Origin of the sequence: Veillonella sp. CNR 79/14 (assembly GCF_003992185.1) — a bacterium.
Taxonomy (GTDB): domain Bacteria; phylum Bacillota; class Negativicutes; order Veillonellales; family Veillonellaceae; genus F0422.
In genome coordinates this window covers 17019-37286 of record NZ_RQVH01000010.1, presented here as the reverse complement: position 1 = coordinate 37286, position 20268 = coordinate 17019, and the positions used below count along the sequence as shown (strand labels likewise).

The 20268-nt window shown below is 40.8% G+C and carries 13 protein-coding genes; 12 read left to right on the top strand and 1 reads right to left on the bottom strand.

The features are described from left to right. The 12 genes from fabG to uvrC all read left to right on the top strand — a co-directional run bounded on the left by fabG (window position 1) and on the right by uvrC (window position 17540). Complete coding sequence (gene fabG, locus EO119_RS04890) at window positions 1-744, top strand: 3-oxoacyl-[acyl-carrier-protein] reductase (RefSeq protein WP_009353560.1); 744 nt, start codon at window positions 1-3, stop codon at window positions 742-744. A 44-nt stretch (window positions 745-788) separates the two neighbouring features. Beyond that, a complete protein-coding gene (locus tag EO119_RS04885) occupies window positions 789-1019 on the top strand; it encodes an acyl carrier protein (protein WP_009353552.1) in 231 nt (76 codons plus the stop codon). A 70-nt stretch (window positions 1020-1089) separates the two neighbouring features. Then, on the top strand, window positions 1090-2046 hold the full coding sequence (locus EO119_RS04880) for a nitronate monooxygenase family protein (protein WP_126940871.1): 957 nt from the start codon (window positions 1090-1092) through the stop codon (window positions 2044-2046). Window positions 2047-2070: 24 nt separating this feature from the next. Then, window positions 2071-3315 (top strand): beta-ketoacyl-ACP synthase II, encoded by a 1245-nt coding sequence (gene fabF / locus EO119_RS04875; RefSeq protein ID WP_126940870.1) that lies wholly within the window; start codon window positions 2071-2073, stop codon window positions 3313-3315. Window positions 3316-3317: 2 nt separating this feature from the next. After that, complete coding sequence (gene rnc, locus EO119_RS04870; RefSeq protein ID WP_009353573.1) at window positions 3318-4049, top strand: ribonuclease III; 732 nt, start codon at window positions 3318-3320, stop codon at window positions 4047-4049. 57 nt (window positions 4050-4106) lie between these two features. Beyond that, window positions 4107-5174: an elongator complex protein 3 gene (locus EO119_RS04865; RefSeq protein WP_126940869.1), complete on the top strand. Its 1068-nt coding sequence runs from the start codon at window positions 4107-4109 to the stop codon at window positions 5172-5174. Between the two features lie 162 nt (window positions 5175-5336). Then, window positions 5337-8900, top strand: coding sequence for a chromosome segregation protein SMC (gene smc / locus EO119_RS04860; protein ID WP_126940868.1), 3564 nt, complete (start codon window positions 5337-5339; stop codon window positions 8898-8900). After that, entirely contained in the window at window positions 8890-9810 is a 921-nt protein-coding gene (gene ftsY, locus EO119_RS04855; protein WP_009353136.1) for a signal recognition particle-docking protein FtsY, read from the top strand. Before smc ends, ftsY begins: the two co-directional genes overlap by 11 nt. A gap of 6 nt (window positions 9811-9816) precedes the next feature. Beyond that, complete coding sequence (locus EO119_RS04850; RefSeq protein ID WP_009353142.1) at window positions 9817-10215, top strand: hypothetical protein; 399 nt, start codon at window positions 9817-9819, stop codon at window positions 10213-10215. Between the two features lie 460 nt (window positions 10216-10675). Beyond that, complete coding sequence (gene uvrB, locus EO119_RS04845) at window positions 10676-12784, top strand: excinuclease ABC subunit UvrB (RefSeq protein ID WP_126940867.1); 2109 nt, start codon at window positions 10676-10678, stop codon at window positions 12782-12784. Window positions 12785-12792: 8 nt separating this feature from the next. Further along, on the top strand, window positions 12793-15657 hold the full coding sequence (gene uvrA / locus EO119_RS04840) for an excinuclease ABC subunit UvrA (protein WP_126940866.1): 2865 nt from the start codon (window positions 12793-12795) through the stop codon (window positions 15655-15657). Window positions 15658-15725: 68 nt separating this feature from the next. After that, complete coding sequence (gene uvrC, locus EO119_RS04835) at window positions 15726-17540, top strand: excinuclease ABC subunit UvrC (protein WP_126940894.1); 1815 nt, start codon at window positions 15726-15728, stop codon at window positions 17538-17540. Window positions 17541-18664: 1124 nt separating this feature from the next. Here the strand turns inward: uvrC and EO119_RS04830 are convergent. Further along, window positions 18665-20038 (bottom strand): amino acid permease, encoded by a 1374-nt coding sequence (locus EO119_RS04830; RefSeq protein ID WP_126940865.1) that lies wholly within the window; start codon window positions 20036-20038, stop codon window positions 18665-18667. Window positions 20039-20268 lie beyond the last annotated feature (230 nt).

The following is a 20268-nucleotide window of genomic DNA, read 5'->3' as shown; positions in this document are numbered from 1 at the left end:
ATGAATTTAACAGGTAAAGTAGCTTTAGTTACAGGTGCTTCCCGTGGTATCGGACAAGCCACTGCTATTGAATTAGCAAAAGCTGGAGCAGATGTAGTTGTAAACTTTATTGGTAATGAAGCAGTAGCACAAGAAACTGTTGAAAAAATTGAAGCATTGGGCCGTAAGGCTATCAAAATTAAAGCTAATGTAGGCGATGCAGACGATGTACAAGCCATGGTAGATGAAGCAATTGCGACATTTGGTCATATCGATATTCTTGTAAATAATGCAGGCATCACTCGTGACGGATTATTGATTCGCATGAAAGATTCCGATTGGGATGAAGTATTAAACATTAACTTAAAAGGTGTATACCTTGTGACTAAAGCAGTTGCTAAGCTTATGGTAAAACAACGTGCTGGTCGCATTATCAATATGACATCTGTATCTGGTGTTACTGGTAATGTGGGTCAGGCCAATTATGCCGCTGCTAAAGCAGGGGTAATTGGCTTTACCAAAACTTGTGCCAAAGAATTAGCAGCTCGTGGTATTACTGTAAATGCAGTAGCACCAGGATTTATTGAAACAGCAATGACAGATGTGTTACCTGAAAAAATTAAAGAAGGTATTGCAGCTACTGTGCCGTTTGGTCGCATGGGTCAACCGGAAGAAATTGCTAGTGTAGTAACGTTTTTAGCGTCTGACTTTGCAAGTTATATTACTGGCCAAGTTCTCAATGTAGACGGCGGAATGGTGATGTAAACGCAAGATTCTATACATAGACTACATGAAAGGAGGTGTACGTAATGAGCACATTTGACAAAGTAAAAGCTATTGTTGTTGAACAATTGGGCGTTGACGAATCTGAAGTGGCTATCGATTCCACTTTCATCGATGATTTGGGCGCTGACTCTCTTGACATCGTTGAATTGATCATGGCATTTGAAGAGGAATTCAATATTGAAATCCCTGATGATGTTGCTGAAAAAATCAAAACTGTAAAAGATACAGTTGATTACATCGATTCTACAAAATAAGTCTAAGCACTTATGCACCACAAAGGGGGCCTCGGCTCCCTGAGTGGATTTGCACATAGGAGGAATAATAGTGAAACTCCCTGAACTTAAAATAGGGAAATTGGTAGCCAAAGTACCGGTAATTCAAGGTGGAATGGCAATCCGATTGTCTACAGCTCGGTTGGCTGCAGCAGTTGCAAATGAAGGTGGTATCGGCCTGATTGCAGCATCTGGCATGCCTTTTGATGAATTACGATACGAAATACAATTAGCAAGAAAATTATCGCCTACGGGCATTATCGGTATAAATGCAATGGTAGCCGCTACAGAATTTTTAGGTCTTGTAAAAACGGCCATTGATGAGGGTATTGACCTCGTAGTAGCTGGCGCTGGATTTTCCAGAGATATGTTTGCCTTAGGTCGTGAATCTGGTACACCTATTGTACCAATCGTATCCACTCCTAAATTAGCTCGTATTTCTGAAGGATTAGGAGCCTCCGCTGTGATCGTGGAAGGTTGTGAAGCAGGTGGTCACTTAGGTACAGATCGCTCCTCTCGTGAATTAGTACCTGAAGTAGTGGCAGCTGTGAAAAATATTCCAGTCATCGGTGCTGGTGGGGTTCTTGATGGAGCAGATATTGTGGAGATGATTAAGCTCGGTGCTAGTGGAGTGCAAATGGGAAGCCGTTTTGCTGCTAGTGTGGAGTGTAATGCCTCTGATGAATTGAAAAAAATGTACGTTCGTGCAGATGCTCCAGATGATATTGTCTTGATCCAAAGTCCAGTAGGACTTCCAGGACAAGCGTTGCGTAATAAGTTTGCAGAAACAGTATTAGACGGTACAGTACCGCCACCTACAGAGTGTCATCGATGCTTAAAGCATTGTTCTCACAAATTCTGTATTATTAAAGCCCTTTCACGTGCTCAACAAGGTGACGTGGAAACGGGATTAGTGTTCTCGGGTAATAATATGCGTAAAGTAGACTCCATATTACCTGTGAAAGAGATTTTTGCTCGCCTAGTTTCAGAGGCAGCAGCCATTGATTAAATGAGATTATAAAGAGGTGGAATAATGGAAAGACGTGTTGTTATTACTGGTTTAGGTGCTGTGACACCAGTGGGAATCGGTAAAGATGACTTTTACAATGCATTGCTACGTGGCGAATCTGGTATCGGTCCAATTACTCGATTTGATGCAAGTGATTATGCAACTCGTATTGCAGGTGAAATTAAAGATTTCGATCCAACACAATTTGGAATTGATAAAAAAGAAGCGCGCCGTATGGACCGCTCTGCAGCATTTGCCATTGCAGCGGCAGTGCTTGCGCAAAAAGATGCTGATTTAGATTTAGACAAAGAAGAAGCAGATCGTTGTGGTACTGTAGTTGGTACTGGTATTGGTGGTATTGATTCTATCCATGATGTATATGTGACTTTATTTGAAAAAGGTCCAGGTCGTGTAAGTCCATTTGCAGTACCTATGATGATTGCAAACATGGTATCTGGTCGTGTATCTATTCAATTAGGCTTAAAAGGACCAGTAGAAACTGTTGTTACAGCGTGTACTTCTGGTACAAATGCGATTGGTGAAGCATTCCGCATGATTGCACATGGTCAAGCAGACGTAATGTTTGCTGGTGGTACAGAGGCGGCAGTTTCTCCAGCAGCAGTAGCTGGTTTCGCATCTATGAAAGCTATGTCTACACGTAATGATGAACCTACAAAAGCATCTCGTCCATTTGCAGCTGATCGCGATGGATTCGTAATGGGCGAAGGTTCTGGTATCGTTGTATTAGAAGAATTAGAACATGCAAAAGCACGTGGTGCTCATATCTACGCAGAAGTAGTGGGATATGGTACAAATGGTGATGCATATCATATTTCTTCTCCAGCACCAGGTGGTACACAAGCTCGCAAATGCATGGAATTAGCATTGAATGATGCAGGTATCAAACCTGAAGAAGTTGATTATATTAATGCCCATGGTACATCTACATCCATCAATGATGCAAATGAAACATTGGCAATCAAACAATTATTTGGAAATCATGCTAGTAAATTAGCAGTAAACTCCACAAAATCTATGACAGGTCACTTATTAGGTGCTGCTGGTGCTATTGAAGCAATTGTTATGGCAATGGCTATTGAGACTGGCAAAGTGCATCCAACAATTAACCTTGATAATCCAGATCCAGAATTGGATTTAGATTATGTATCTGATGGAGCTCGTGATATGAAAGTTGATGTAGCTCTTTCCAACTCCTTCGGTTTTGGTGGACACAACGGAACTATCGTTGTTCGTCGTTACGAGGCGTAATTGTGAATGCTCCTAAAAGTAGCAAAGTAACTAGCAAGGCTCGTGAAGCATTACTTCACGAGCTTATTGCGAATTTACATTTGCCTTTACGCAATATAAGTACATTAAATCGTGCTTTGACACATTCTTCCTATGCGAATGAACATAAATTATCCCATGAATATCATAATGAACGATTAGAGTTTTTAGGGGATGCAGTGTTAGATCTTATTATAGGAGAATATTTATTTACTACATATCCAGAAATGACTGAGGGTGAACTGACCCGTTTAAAAGCATGCACCGTCTGTGAAGGTTCTTTAGCAGAATGTAGTCGTACTCTAGACTTAGGAAAATATTTACGCTTAGGTAGAGGCGAGCGGCATTGTGGTGGAGCCAATAGAAACTCCATTTTGGCAGATACTTTTGAGGCTGTCTTAGGGGCTATCTACCTAGAGTGTGGTTATGATGTGGGAAAACAGTTTGTTTTGAGTCATTTGCATGGATATATGAATATGGCACTTTCCGGGAAAGTAGGAAAAGATTTTAAAACATTGCTCCAAGAGTTAGTACAACAAAAAGGGGAATGTGTGATACGGTATCATGTTATCGATGAAGAGGGACCGGATCATGATAAATTCTTTACTATGGAAGTAGTCATCGATGGAGTCCCATCAGGTGTAGGTTCTGGGCGAAATAAAAAAGTGGCAGCCCAAGCAGCAGCTAAAGAGGCTTATGAAAAGCTTATACAATAGTAAGGATTGAGGGGTGGGGAACCACTCCTTTTTCTATATGATACATAGGAGGCAGTTATGAGGAACAGCAAAAAAGAGAAAACTAGATTACTTCCATTTTTTATTCCTCATATTGGCTGCCCATATATTTGTGTATTTTGTAATCAGCCACGTATATCAGGACAACAAGAGATGGTCAGTCCAGAAATCATTCGTTCTTCCATACAAAGAGCCGTATCAGAACAAGGATATAGTGGACAATGGGAAGTAGCTTACTTTGGTGGTAGCTTTACGGCGATACCACAAGAAATGCAAGATACATTATTGGAACCAGCTAAAGAAGCATTTCAACAAGGAATAGTTCAAGGAATTCGTTTGTCTACTCGTCCTGATGCTATCAGAGAAGATCGATTGAAAGAGCTCTTTACTAGTGGTGTAAGAACCATTGAATTAGGAGTACAAACATTAGAGGAATCCATGCTAGTAGAAGCTAAACGAGGGCATACGGTAGAAGATGTGGAACAGGCGTGTAAAATGATACGTGAAGAAGGAATAACTTTAGGTATACAATTACTCCCTGGGTTACCTGGCGAAACCTGGACTACTTTAGTAAAAACGGCGGTGAAAGCCGGTCAATTGCAGGCTGACTTATGTCGCATTTATCCTGTGATTGTCATTGAAGATACAGAACTAGCTGATCGTGTTCATGAAGGTAGTTATGTACCATTAACAATAGAACAAGCGGTAGCCTATAGTGCTTTTTTAAAATCCTATTTAGAAGGCAAAGGTACACAGATCATACGTGTAGGATTACAAAGTACAGAAGATTTTGATGCTGGTCGTGGTATTGTAGGAGGACCCTATGCTCCTGCCTTTGGAGAATTGGTAGTCAATTATGAATGGCTTCAAGCTATCCAGCAAACCATAGAAGAACACCTAGAAGTATTTGGTGTGATTCATAAGGTCATTGTAGAATATCCAAGACCTTTCACATCAAAGATACGTGGATTGAAGAACAGAAATATAGAGTATTTTGGACAGGAATATAAGCAGATAGAATGGACTTGGCAAGAAAAACAGGAAAATAATAATACTGGAGTATTGCATGTCATGATAGATCATATACTATATAGCTTGCCTCTTTAAATAGTGGGTTATGGTTATACAACAATGGATTAACTAATATTCTGTAGAGAGAGTATGTGATGAGAGGTTGGAAATAGGTGTCAGGTTAGGATATAGTATGAACAATATATTATATTGTGTAAATTTGAAACATACCTATGTATACATAGAAAGGAAGCAGTCATGCAATTATTGCGACTAGAAATGAAAGGATTCAAGTCCTTTGCTGATAAAACGGTAGTGTCTTTTTCTCCAGGCATGACTGGGATTGTAGGCCCTAATGGTAGTGGTAAAAGTAATATTACTGATGCGATTCGCTGGGTTTTAGGGGAATCGAATGTACGCCATTTGCGTGGACAAAAAGCAGAAGATATTATTTTTTCTGGCACAGAAGCTCGTCGTCCTCACAATACGGCAGAGGTAAACTTAATTTTTGATAACAGTGATGGCACTTTGGGCAAAGAATTAGCAGAAGTTGTTATCACACGCCGTATGTATCGCAATGGTGAAAGCGAATTCCAAATCAATAAGAGAAATTGCCGGTTAAAAGATATTCATCTATTATTGGCTGATACAGGCTTAGGTAAAGATTCTATGGCCATCATCGGGCAGAATCGTATCGATGCTATCTTGAATAGTAAACCAGAAGAACGTCGCTTAATATTTGAAGATGTGGCAGGTATTTCTCGCTTTAAAATGAATAAAGAAGATGCTATTCGGCGTATCAATAGTACAGATCGTAATATGGAACGATTAGATGATGTGATGAGTACCCTAGGAGATCAATTAGTAGAATTAGAGGCGAAAGCTAATGTAACACGTGAGTACAATACATTATCACAGGATAAGCGTAGCTATGATGGAGCTATTGCTTTTCATGAATATAAAACGGCAGATCGTTTATTTACACGCCAAGAAAATGAAAACTTATCCTACCTTCGTGAGCAAGAAGAATTAGAAACTAGCTTAGATACAATTCAAGAGACTTATAAGACCACACAAAATGAGCTTCAATCATTTCGTGAAACCCACCGAAGTATGGAAGATGAATATGCCACTTTACAAGGTAAATTAGGGGAACTAACTGGACAAATTGAAGTAGCTCGCTTAAAAGAAGCCAATATGGTAGAAGAGTTAAAAGATGGAGAAGAAAAGTTAACAGCTTGGAAGGAAGAACTGAAAGAAAAAGAGGAACAGTATGACCGTGATTTAGCATCCTTGAAAAAGGAAGAAAATACTTTAGAAGTCATTGGCAAAGATGTAAAACAAGCGGAATCTAATTTGCAAAGTACTAGAGACTCTCTTAGTCAAGTGAAGGCTAATTTAGATGGTATGCGCATAGCGGAGCAGCATGCTCATGAGCGTCATATTCGTGTTGTTCGTGAATTGGAAGAAGCTCGCCATCAATTAGCAAGAGCGGAAGAGTTAGAAACACAAAAGAACGATGATGTACAACGTTTAAAGGCTACTTTACAAGATATAAAACAATCTGTAGAAGAAACACAAGGGCAATTAGAGGTGCAACAACAGGTTGTTAGTGAAGTAGAGGAAGCGTTGGAGACAGCACGTCAATCATTACAACAGCTAGAGGATACACGCCGACAAAAAAATCAGGAATTAGTAGAAGTACAAAGAACACTGCAAGCTAAAGAAGGTCGTTTAGAACTGTTACATAGTTGGGAAGAGCTGCATGAAGGTTATTTGGAAGGCACAAAACATGTATTACAAGCAAAAGAAACTTGGTCTTCTCATATTCGTGGAGCTATTGGTGATGTATTCACTGTAGAAGAAAAATTCTTAGTGGCCATTGAAACTGCTTTAGGTGGTGCTATTCATCAAGTTATCACAGAGACTGCAAAGATTGCTTCTGAAGCAGTACAATACTTAAAACGCACACAAGGTGGTCGAGTTACGTTTTTACCGATGGATATGGTACGAGGAAAACGACTCGATCATAAAGCCTTAACATCGCCTTATGTATTGGGATTAGGTGTAGACTGCATTCAATTTGATACACAATATACAGGCGTATTTAATCAGCTATTAGGGCGTACTCTTATTGTAGATACCTTGGACCATGGATTAGCATTGCAAAAAGAATATCATCAACAATTGCGGATTGTTACCTTAACAGGAGAGCAATTGCAACCAGGTGGTGCTCTAACAGGTGGTGCTACAAAACGAAAAAAAGTGTCTATCTTGTCCCGTAAAGAAGAGCAAGACACATTACAGCAAGATATTCATGTATTACGAGATACAGCACAGGTGTTACAACAGACTTTACAAGGACTAGACAAAGAAATAGAAACTTTAACACAGTCTGGTAAGGGATTACGTCAAACTTATGAACAAGAAGAATTGCAGTTACGTAGCTTACAGCAAGAGCAACAACGCTCCCAAGGAGAGCAAATTAACTTAAGTGGAATGGTGCAGACCTATCATGAGGAAGTACAAAAGGTTCAAGATAAGCAAATAACTTTAGGGGAGAACATTAAAAGTCTAGCAGATGAACTTTCACAGTTAGAGAATCGAGAAGGACATCAAGAGCAAGTTATGACTTTGGTTGCCCGAGAGCAAACTTTACAAGACCGAGAACGTGAGCAAAATGAAGAATTGCAAGAAGTACGCTTACGATGGGAACAATCTAGATTGTTGTTAGAACAAAGCAAAAAAGAATTAGCTCAATTAGAACAATATATCAAAGATAAGGAAGTAAATATTGCAAGCTTAGATAGACGGTTAAGCCAATTAGGTGAGGATGTCATACGCTTAGGTTGTGAACCAGCTTTAGCATTAGAATCAGAAAAACAAGCAATAGAAAAACGGGTAGCAGCTATTGGAGAAGCTCGTAAAGGTGGACAAGAAAAAGTACGTACTTGGGAATTGCAATTAAGTCAATTGCAAGAAGAACGAAATCAACAAGAACAGCGTCAACGAATTGTACAGAAAAAACTAGTGGACCTGCAAGAAGGGTTAACAAAATATCAACTACAAGGCGAACAAGCATTGGAACAATTGGGCGCTTTAGGGTATACTAAACAAGAGGCACAGAATATACACTTAGGTGGCTCCGTGAATGAGTGGAAACAACAACAGATGAACTTGACAAGGCAGATTGAAAGCTTAGGGGCTATCAATCCTAATGCTATTGTGGAATATGAAGAAGCGGAAGAAAAGCTAGCATTCTATCATGCACAAAAAGAGGATTTAGTGATAGCTAAAGAACAACTCGAAGGTGTGATTGCTGAAATTGATGGGGCGATGTCTGAGCAACTACAAGGAGTTCTTACAGAGATTCGTGAGAAATTTCAGCATGTATTCTCTCAATTGTTTGGAGGCGGTACAGCGCAGATTGTAGCGTCGAATCCAGAATTAATTTTAGAAAGTGGCATTGATTTTTATATCCAACCGCCAGGAAAGAAGCGCCAACAATTGAGCTTATTATCTGGTGGGGAGCGAGCGTTGACGGTCATTGCATTATTGTTTGCATTGCTGGATTATCGACCAGCTCCATTCTGTGTACTTGACGAAGTAGATGCCGCTTTAGATGATGCCAATGTGGAACGATTTAGCCAATATTTGCATAACTTGGGGGATGCCACACAATTTATCGTGGTGACCCATCGTAAACGGACTATGGAATCAGCTCATGTCTTACAAGGGGTGACTATGGTGGAACGAGGTGTATCACGTTTATTAACAGTAGCCTTTGATGAAGTAAAGGAGAATAGTGATTATGGCATTTAGTTTTTTTGACCGTGTGAAAGCGGGCTTAGAAAAGACAAAAAATAATTTTGTAAAAAAAGTAGAAACCATTGTCATTGGTTATGCTGAAATCGATGATGATTTCTTAGATGATTTAGAAGCCACTATGCTAGTGGGTGATTTAGGACCTAAAACAACGGCCTATTTGATGAAAGAAATCCGCCGAGGTGTGACAGAAGGGATTATCAATAATACTGGTGAAGTGATGCCTTTTATGGAAGAGCGCATTACAGAAATGCTAGGAGCTCAAGAGGAAGTGTTGGAGCTTCACAAACCAGAAGTGATCTTGGTGGTGGGTGTCAATGGTGTTGGTAAAACGACAACTATTGCGAAATTAGCGCATTACTATGCAGAGCAAGGTAAAAAAGTAATCATTGCAGCAGGAGATACATTCCGGGCAGCTGCCTCTGAACAATTATCTATCTGGGCAGACCGTGTAGGAGTATCCATTGTAAAACATAAGGAAGGTGCTGACCCAGCAGCAGTGGTATTCGATGCCTGTGCCTCAGCCGTTGCTAAAGAAGCAGACTTAGTCATTGTAGATACAGCAGGGCGTTTGCATACAAAAGTAAATCTTATGGAAGAATTGAAAAAAATCGGCCGTGTAGCAGACAAACAAATTCCAGGTGCACCGCATCAAACCTTATTAGTATTAGATGGCACTACAGGTCAAAATGCGGTGAGTCAAGCAAAACTATTCGGTGAAGCAGTACCTGTGACAGGGATTGTGGTGACCAAATTAGATGGTACCGCAAAAGGTGGTGTAGTTATCTCTATCAAAGAAGAGTTGGGCGTTCCTGTGCGTTGGATTGGCGTGGGTGAGCAAATGGATGACTTGCGTCCTTTCAATGCAAAAGAATTTGCTAATGCTCTTTTTGACAAAGGAGAATAGTGGACCATGACTAGAAATAAATTATATGAATACGTTGTGGACCAAAATGAGATGAATGGTTATGGTATCGATAGAGACAGTATTGAATGTGCTGTAGATATTATGGAATTTGTAGGCGGTGATTTGTACAGACCTCTCACACGCTTACTCTTAAGTAATTGGAAAGAAATTGCTAGCCGTATTGAAAGTTATACGGATGAGCAATGGAATTTTGTCCATCGTATTGCTGAGAACATGAAGGACTCTCTAGAACATGATCATGGTGATGAAACTCATCATTTATCTGATTGTGGTATTGCCATCTTCATTGAAATGTTAGAGGGGGATGACACCGCGACACAAACCTTACAAGGGGATACACCTATCACAGAAGAAGAACTGCGTCGGATTCGTGGCAAAGGATAGTCTTACAGAGTGCGCATGAGTACTACTGTAACATTTATGGGGTATCTATTACCTTGTGATAGTGGCATGAATAAACCGCTATAAGACTGAAATGCACAAAATGAATGGTATATTGTAATGTCTGTTTAGGAGTGTAGAACTTCTTAGGTAGGACAGTATAACAGATAAGTAAAAAGTTGAATCTTGTATTCAGCTTTTTCTTTTTATCTACTGTTACTGGTTATATCTAATCTTTATGTAATCATCTATTTATATTCAGGTGTATTGTATTATTTGATGAGAGATCAATATAATATCACAATATCCTACAAGGGTGAGAAAATCGTATGTGACTCTAGTATGCTATTGTATCGAACATACGATATAATATTTTCTGTATTCGTGATATAATATAGAAGTTACTAGATATAGATACAAGTGAATGTTACTTGTTTACAGATAGAGAATATAAGGAGTGACTATGAGCGGATTGCATCATTTTCCTGAAGAAGGAATACCCTTTCAAGTAGAAGCGCCGTACTCCCCAATGGGTGACCAACCAAAGGCCATCCAGTCCTTGGCAGAGGGAATTGAACGAGGGGAATGGGCACAGGTATTACTAGGTGCTACAGGTACAGGAAAAACATATACCATGGCCAAACTCATCGAAGCCGTACAAAAGCCGACTTTGATCATCGCCCACAATAAGACATTAGCAGCCCAATTGGCCAGTGAGTTCAAAAGCTTTTTCCCTAAGAATGCAGTGGAATATTTCGTGTCTTATTATGATTATTACCAACCAGAGGCGTACATTGCCTCTACGGATACATACATTGAAAAAGATGCGTCCATTAATGAAGAAATCGATAAATTGCGCCACTCGGCGACAATGAACTTATTTGAGCGGAAAGATGTAATCATCGTCGCATCTGTCAGCTGCATCTACGGCTTAGGGGACCCAGAGGACTATAGTACTCTCTGTGTTTCTTTGCGCCAAGGTCAAGAATATAGTCGTGATGATATACTTCGTAAATTAGTATCCATCCAATATACCCGAAATGATATGAACTTTGTGCGAGGTACTTTCCGAGTACAAGGGGATACGTTGGAAATTTTCCCAGCTGGCAACAGTGAAAGAGCCATTCGTGTAGAAATGTTCGGTGATGAAATCGATCGTTTAGTGGAAATTGATGTGCTTACAGGTGATGTTATCGTAGAGCGTAAACACGTGGCTATCTATCCAGCTTCTCACTATGTAACGACGAAGGAAAAGTTAGACCTTGCCATTGGGCGCATCGAGACAGAATTGGCTGAACGTTTGGCATACTTTAATGAAAATGGCCGTCTCTTAGAAGCGCAACGATTGGAGCAACGAACACGATATGACATTGAAATGATGCAGGAAATGGGTTATTGCTCGGGGATTGAAAACTACTCCCGTCTGTTGTCTAACCGTCAACCGGGAGAAGCACCAATGACCCTTATCGACTATTTTACAGATGATTTCCTTATCATCATTGATGAATCCCATGTGACCTTGCCACAAATTCGTGCCATGTATAATGGTGACCAAGCTCGGAAACATAACTTGATCGACTACGGATTCCGCTTGCCATCGGCAGCGGATAATCGACCGTTAAAATTTGAAGAGTTTGTAGAGAGGATCAACCAAATTGTCTATGTATCTGCTACACCAGGGCCCTATGAAATGGAAGTACAGACGAATGTGGCAGAACAAATCATTCGTCCAACAGGTTTGCTAGATCCTATTATTGAAATCCGACCTATTAAGGGGCAGATGGATGATCTGTTAGGGGAAATTAAAGACCGTGCGAAGTCGGATGAACGGGTGTTAGTAACGACGTTAACGAAGAAAATGGCAGAGGATTTAACAAATTATCTAAAAGAAATGGGTATTCGAGTGCGCTATTTACACTCCGACATTGCCACCATTGAGCGGGCTGATATTATTCGTGATTTGCGAGCCGGTGTCTTTGATGTCCTCGTAGGAATTAACTTACTTCGGGAAGGCTTAGATATGCCAGAAGTATCCTTAGTGGCTATTTTAGATGCAGATAAGGAAGGATTCTTGCGCAGTGATACGTCCTTGATTCAGACCATAGGCCGTGCGGCTCGTAATGAAAAAGGGAAAGTTATTATGTATGCTGACCGTATTACAGGCTCTATGCAACGCGCCATGGATGAAACAGAACGTCGTCGTGCCTTGCAAGAGTCCTACAATACAGAACATGGTATTACACCACGCACAGTGCGCAAGGAAGTGAAAGATTTAATTGAGTTGACCAAAGTAGAAGGTGAAGTTGCTGCACCTAAAAAAGGTCGCAAGCCTAAAGTAGAAACGCCTGTGGTGTATGACAGCACAGCGCCGACAGAAGTGGTGGCAGAAACGGTTGAGCCACTTTCACAGAAAATACAGTACGAAACGAAAGAAGATGTATTCAATGCCATTGAAGAGACTACACGCCTCATGAAAGCAGCGGCGAAACAATTAGAGTTTGAACGAGCTGCAGAGTTGCGTGATGAATTGGGCAGATTGCGCCAAATTTGGTCAGACATGAATGAAGAATAGGAGTTATTTTGAAAGATCAATTAATTATTAAAGGAGCCCGTCAACATAATTTGAAGAATATTGACGTGGCTCTACCAAGAAATCAATTCATCGTATTAACAGGATTAAGTGGATCTGGTAAATCATCCCTAGCCTTTGATACGATTTATGCAGAAGGCCAACGGAGATATGTAGAGTCCTTATCTGCTTATGCTCGCCAGTTCTTAGGGCAAATGGATAAACCTGATGTAGATTACATTGAGGGGCTTTCACCGGCTATATCCATCGACCAAAAAACGACGAGCCGTAATCCTCGATCTACGGTGGGAACGGTGACAGAAATTTATGACTATTTGCGATTATTATTTGCTCGCATTGGTCGAGCTTACTGCCCTACTTGTGGAGAAGAGATTGCCCAACAGACTATTGAGCAAATAACAGACTTAGTCATGAAATTGCCGGAACGTACTAAGATTATGGTGATGGCACCAGTGGTGCGAGGTAAAAAAGGTCGCCATGAAAAAGTGTTGGAACAAATTCGTAAAAATGGATTTGCTCGCGTTCGCATCAATGGAGAGATTCATACCTTTGAGGACGAAATTAATTTAGATAAAAATAAGAAACACAATATTGAAATTGTTGTGGACCGTCTTGTTATTAAGGAAGGCTTAGAAAGCCGCTTAACGGATTCTTTGGAAACGGCCATTCATCATGGGGAAGGCTTTGTTATCATTCAAGAGGTAGACGGCCCAGCCCACCAATTCAGTGTTCATTTCACCTGTCCTAATGGTCACATTTCATTGCCAGAAATTGAACCTCGTATGTTTTCTTTCAACAGTCCTTTTGGTGCCTGTCCATCCTGTTTGGGATTAGGCAGTACCATGGAGGTAGATGAAGATCGTGTCATTCCAGATCCAACGGTTCCTTTTATAGATGGGGGAGTAGCCCCATTGAGTTCGAATCCTAATGCGTGGTTCATGCGTCAATTAGAGGGCTTGTTGAAAGCGCATGGATATACACTAGAAGCAAGTTTTTCAGAACTACCTACAGCCTTACAAAAAGAAATCATGTATGGTAGTACTGAGAAAGTGACTTTCGACTACGAAAATATGCGTGGAGAGGTAAAAACATTCCATACCGAATATGAAGGTATTTTGCCAATGGTGAAACGCCGTCATGCAGAGGCTACTACGGATAGCATGCGGGAAGAGTTCGAATCCTATATGTCTATTAAACCATGTACAGCTTGTAAGGGTGCTCGTTTGAAACCAGAATCCCTTGCCATCCGTGTAGGGGATAAAAATATAGATGAAGTGACACAGCTAACCATTAGTGAAGCGGTGGACTATTTTGGCAATCTACAGTTAACGGAACGAGAAGCTTTTATCGGGGCTCAAATTTTGAAAGAAATCAATGCTCGCCTAGGATTTCTGAACAATGTGGGCTTAGATTATTTGACGATGAACCGCAGTGCCGGCACCTTATCTGGTGGGGAAGCACAGCGAATTCGTTTGGCCACACAAATTGGTTCGGGACTCGTTGGGGTCTTATATATTTTAGATGAACCATCCATTGGCTTGCATCAACGAGATAATGACCGCTTAATTGAAACACTGAAAGGTTTGCGTGATTTAGGGAATACCTTATTAGTGGTAGAGCACGATGAAGATACGATGCTAGCAGCGGACTATTTGGTAGATATTGGGCCTGCGGCAGGTGAACATGGTGGCCAAATCGTGGCGCAAGGTACAGTACCAGAGGTAATGGCTGTGAAAGAATCCATTACTGGTCAATATTTAAGTGGTCAAAAGTATATTCCATTACCAAAAGAACGGAGAAAACCAACAAAAGCTTGTTTAGAGATTCGTGGAGCTAAAGAGAACAACCTACAACAAGTGAATGTGAAATTCCCTATCGGTTTATTTACTGTTGTGACCGGTGTGAGTGGATCCGGTAAATCGACATTGATCAACGAAATTTTATATAAAGGTGTAGCCAATGCACTCTACAGAAGTCATCATAAGGTAGGAGCCCATAAGGAGATTCGTGGTTTAGAGTATGTGGATAAAATCATCAACATTGACCAAAGTCCAATCGGTAGAACACCACGTTCTAATCCTGCTACCTATACAGGGGTCTTCGATGCGATCCGTGAGTTATATAGTCAAACCAATGAAGCGAAGATTCGTGGCTATAAAGCAGGGCGTTTTAGCTTTAATGTCAAAGGCGGTCGCTGTGAAGCGTGTCGTGGTGATGGTATCATCAAAATCGAAATGCATTTCTTACCAGATGTGTATGTACCGTGTGAGGTATGTAAAGGAGCTCGATACAATAGAGAGACGATGGAAGTGAAGTACAAAGGTAAAAGCATTGCCGATGTATTGGACATGGTCGTGGATGAAGCGGTAGATTTCTTTAGCGCTATCCCAAAAATTCACCGTAAATTGGTAACTTTACAAGAGGTGGGCTTAGGCTATATTCGCTTAGGTCAAGCGGCGACTACCTTGTCTGGTGGGGAAGCACAACGGGTTAAACTAGCCACTGAACTGGCTCGGCGCAGTACAGGGAAAACCTTATATATTCTGGATGAGCCGACTACTGGATTACATGTAGAAGATATCCGCAAGCTTTTAGAGGTATTGCAAAAGCTCACAGATGGTGGGGATACTGTGGTGGTTATCGAGCATAATTTAGATGTGATCAAAACAGCAGACCATATTATTGATTTAGGTCCAGAAGGTGGTTTCCGTGGGGGGACCATTGTGGGTACTGGTACACCTGAGGAGATTGCTGCTTTGCCTGAAAGTTACACGGGTAAATTCTTAGGTCCTGTGTTAGATAAAACTAGGAACTATATGGAACAACATCTTTTGGTTGATGAGGAAATACTATGAATCCCATAGATCCACAGTTGCAAGCAGAAGAAGTGAATTTTAATGCCTCTAGTCAGAAAGATATGATGATGGGAGATTTAGAACAGCAAGCGTATATACTGGAAAAGGTCAGTCATCTACCTACCACGCCAGGGGTTTACTTATGGCGTGATAAGTACCAGCGCATCATCTATGTAGGAAAGGCCATCAACTTGCGCAATCGAGTGAGATCTTATGTGCAGCAAGATGTGAATCGCTCCGTGAAAGTGACCGCTATGATGCGTCGTGCGTGGGATGTGGAGACGATCCAAACGAAAACAGAAATGGAAGCTCTTATCCTAGAGGCGACTTTAATCAAGGAGCATCATCCGAAATATAATATTATGCTTCGTGATGACAAGACATATCCTTACGTGAAAGTGACGGTCCAAGAAGAGTATCCCCGCTTGTTTATGACTCGTCGCTTAGAACGCGACGGAGCCAAGTATTTTGGACCTTTCACGGACGTTACAGCGGTACATCATGTACTGCGTATCTTGCGTTCCTATTATCCATTGCGCACTTGTAAAAGTATGAAAGTAGAACGACCTTGTTTGCAATATCATATGCACTATTGTGAAGGTCCTTGCATGAACTATGTGACGGTAGAATCCTATCGCAAATACATAGATGACATTGTAGCCCTTTTTGAAGGAAAACAAGTCCAAGTGATCCAAGAGATTACGTCCAAGATGGAGCAAGCCTCAGAGGATCTGGAGTTTGAGTTAGCGGCAAAATACCGTGATGACTTGTTAAGTATCCAAAAGGTACAAGAAAAGCAACGCATGGTCACACAGCGAGGCGATATGGATGTACTAGGTATGGCCATCGATGGTCCAATGGCTTGTATTCAACTGTTTTTCATTCGCAGTGGTCGTTTATTGGGACGAGAAAATTACTTTGTCCAACATGAAGGGGATAGCCCAGAGCTAGTGATGACGGAGTTCATCAAACAGTATTATGGAGGATCTACATTCATTCCTAAAGAATTGCTATTACCTATGGACAGTGTGGACCGTGAATTATTTAGTGAATGGTTCACCTCTATGAAAGGTCAACAAGTGGACGTATCTGTACCTCAACGGGGCTATAAAAAAGACCTTATCAAGATGGCGGAGGAAAATGCTCAGAACTTCTTGGCAGAACGTCGTCGTCAGTGGCAATACACAATAGATAAGTCCGGTGGGGCCGTGAAAAAATTAGCAGAAGTACTCGACTTGCCAAGATTGCCAGAGCGTATGGAATGTTACGATATTTCTCATATGCAAGGGGCAGAAACGGTGGCATCCATGGTGGTCTTTGAAGGTGGAAAGCCAGCGAAACGAGAGTATCGTCGATTCAAGCTGAAAACAGTACAAGGGAAGCCTGATGATTTTGCGTCCATGGCGGAGATTATGGAACGGCGCTACGGTAATGAAAAAGATTGGCCTATGCCAGATTTGATTATTATTGATGGTGGTAAAGGTCAGTTAAATGCAGCATTACCAGTCATCCGTGCTATGGGAGTTACTGATGTACCTGTCATATCTTTGGCAAAACGAATCGAAGAAGTATTCGTCGAAGGGGAGTCAGAAAGTATTATTCTAGAACACCATACGCCAGAATTACAATTGCTCCAACAAATACGTGACGAAGCCCATCGATTTGCTATTACCTACCATCGTAGATTGCGTGGAAAGCGGAACTTAGAATCCGTTCTCGACCATATTGAGGGGATCGGTCCGAAACGTAGAAAAGCGCTGTATAAGCACTTTGGTAATTTAGATGCTATGCGAGTAGCAGAGTTGGAAGAATTGGAAAGCGTTGAGGGGATGAACAAAAAAGCGGCGCTTGCTGTGTATGAGTTCTTTCGGCGTTTGAAATAATGGAAACGAGCAACACATTCCTCCACAAACTGATCCTACGGTAGGTTTGCTCCGGAATATGTTGCTCGTTTCTTGCATAGATTGATTTTGATGCCCTATGGAAAGAACTCATCCACAGGTGGGGCGCCGAGGAGAGAATGGATACTTGTTTCTCTATGAAGTCTGTGGCGTACGGGATTTAAGCTAGCAAAGGGAAGAGCACGGTATACCCCTCACAAACGGTATTTCATAATGTTTGTTCGGGGCACACCGTGCTCTTCTTGTGTTTGTTGTATTTAGGTAATAAAGAAACGCCACAGAGACGCTATCATTGGTAGTGTATCTTAAGGAATTGTTGCTCGTTTCTTACGTGGATTAATTTTGATACCACACGGAATGAACTCATCCACAGGTGGGCGTCACTTGTTTTGTTATGAAATCTTGTGGTGCTTGTTTATATAGCAAAGGAAACGAGCAACATATTCCTCCACAAACTGATACAGTGGTTAGGTTTGCTCCGGAACATGTTGCTCGTTTTTGGTGTTGTTTGATTTAGTCAATAAGGGCGCCGCAGGATCTTCTACGCTAGTGCTGCGTTCCTTATGGATAGATTATCTATTTTCTAAAAAAATATCTTTCAAAAGATAACGTTTTGCATAGTTTATGCTATAATGAAAATACAGAAGGGTCACCGACGTGAGTTGGGCTCATCTCTTCCTAACTATAGGAGGAGGTGGTACTATGACGAAGTATGAAAAAATCTATTTAATGATTTTAATTTTAGACTTACTAGTACAAATCATTGATTTGTTCAAATAATTAATGATAACGCCTAACGACATAAGGTTTCCTAGACCTTAATACGTTAGGCGTATCTACTTTAGCACTTTAGAGATGAGCCTAACGCCTTCGACACGTTGGTGGCCCTTCTTTTTATTACATATAGTATACCATATTTTTATAGAAATTACAAAAATTGTTATGTATAACTCTCTGTTGCTATGAACGACATATGATATTGTTATGGTATACACATAAATGAATTTGTCAAAGCATAGTACAATCAAAAAGATCACGGTATTCTCCTCACAAATGATAAGTCATAGTATTTGGAGTACATCGTGATCTTCTTTTATGTTTTTGTATTAGTTATTATTGCTTTCATCGTCATCGCTAGGTGCCAACATGGAGTAGAAGGCCCATAGTAGGATGAACCAGAATGGTGTAAACATGAGGGCGATGCGTGTGTCACTTTGTAATGCTAGTACCACCAAGATAAATAGGAAGAACGCTAGGATCAGGTAATTCATGAATGGGTACAGTGGCATTTTGAAAGAAGATTGCTTCGCCAGTTCTGGTCTTTGCTTGCGATATTTGAGATGGCATACGACGATGATGGCCCAAATATAGATAAAGCAGAATGTAGAGATAGATGTAATCATGATGAATACGCTTTCAGGCATGACATAGTTCAAGACTACGGTAAATAGTAAAGCTGCAGCGGAGAATAGTGTTGCCTGATAGGGTACAGCATGGTTCGTCAATCGTTTCATTCGACTCGGTGCATGTCCGCGTTTTGATAATGCGTAGATCATACGGCTAGTGGAAAAGATACCGGAGTTGGTAGCAGATGCTGCCGATGTTAGAACAACGAAGTTTACGATGCTCGCAGCAGCCAGGATACCCACTGCATTAAACACAGCCACGAAGGGACTAGAATTTGGATCTACTGCAATCCATGGGTAAATACTCATGATAATCGCCAGAGATCCAATATAGAATAGAATAATTCGCAATGGAATATTGTTAATGGCCATAGGGATAACTTTTTTTGGATTTTCCGTTTCCCCAGCTGTGAGGCCTACTAGTTCAATGCCTGTGAAAGCAAATACTACCATTTGGAAAGATAAGATAAAGCCCATGGTTCCATTTGGAAACCAACCGCCGTAATTCCATAGGTTATCAAAGGCAGCCGCTCCAGCATTGGTAGTGAATCCTGTAAGAATCATGATAAGCCCGATAATGATGAGTGATACGATGGCGATTACTTTTATTAAAGCGAACCAAAACTCCATTTCACCAAAGTGTTTGACCGCTGTCAAATTCATAACTAGTAATATGCCTAGTACGATGAGGGCCGGTATCCATTGTGGCATCCACGGTATCCAGTACTGCATGTACAAGCCGACCGCAGTTAAGTCCGCCATGGCCAGTGAAAGCCAACAGAACCAATAGGTCCAACCTGTAATGAAGGCCGCTCGGTCACCTAAATATTCTTCTACAAAGTCAATGAAGGAATGGTGATCTAAATTGGAAAGCAATAACTCTCCTAAAGCACGCATCATGAAGAAACAGATAATACCTGTAATCAGATACGTGAGGAGGATAGAGGGGCCCGCTAAACTAATAGATCGCCCAGAGCCGAGGAATAAACCTGTACCGATAGCACCACCGATGGCTAATAATTGAACGTGGCGATTTTTAAGACCACGCTTTAACTCTTGTTGCGAGTCCGTCATAGTAAAACCTCCTTAATACAATATAAACTTTTATATTTGATAATACTAAACTATTTTCTATAGAATGTCAATTAAAGCTAGTGAATTACTATGGTTAGACAGTAAAAAGGCTTTCATGTGTTTTTAAGAAACACCTTTGAAAGCCGATTACGTATATTTAATATCTTAGCGTATGCTTAAAAATAGATTACATTCTTTTATATAATCTCATGATTTTATATATTTTTTCT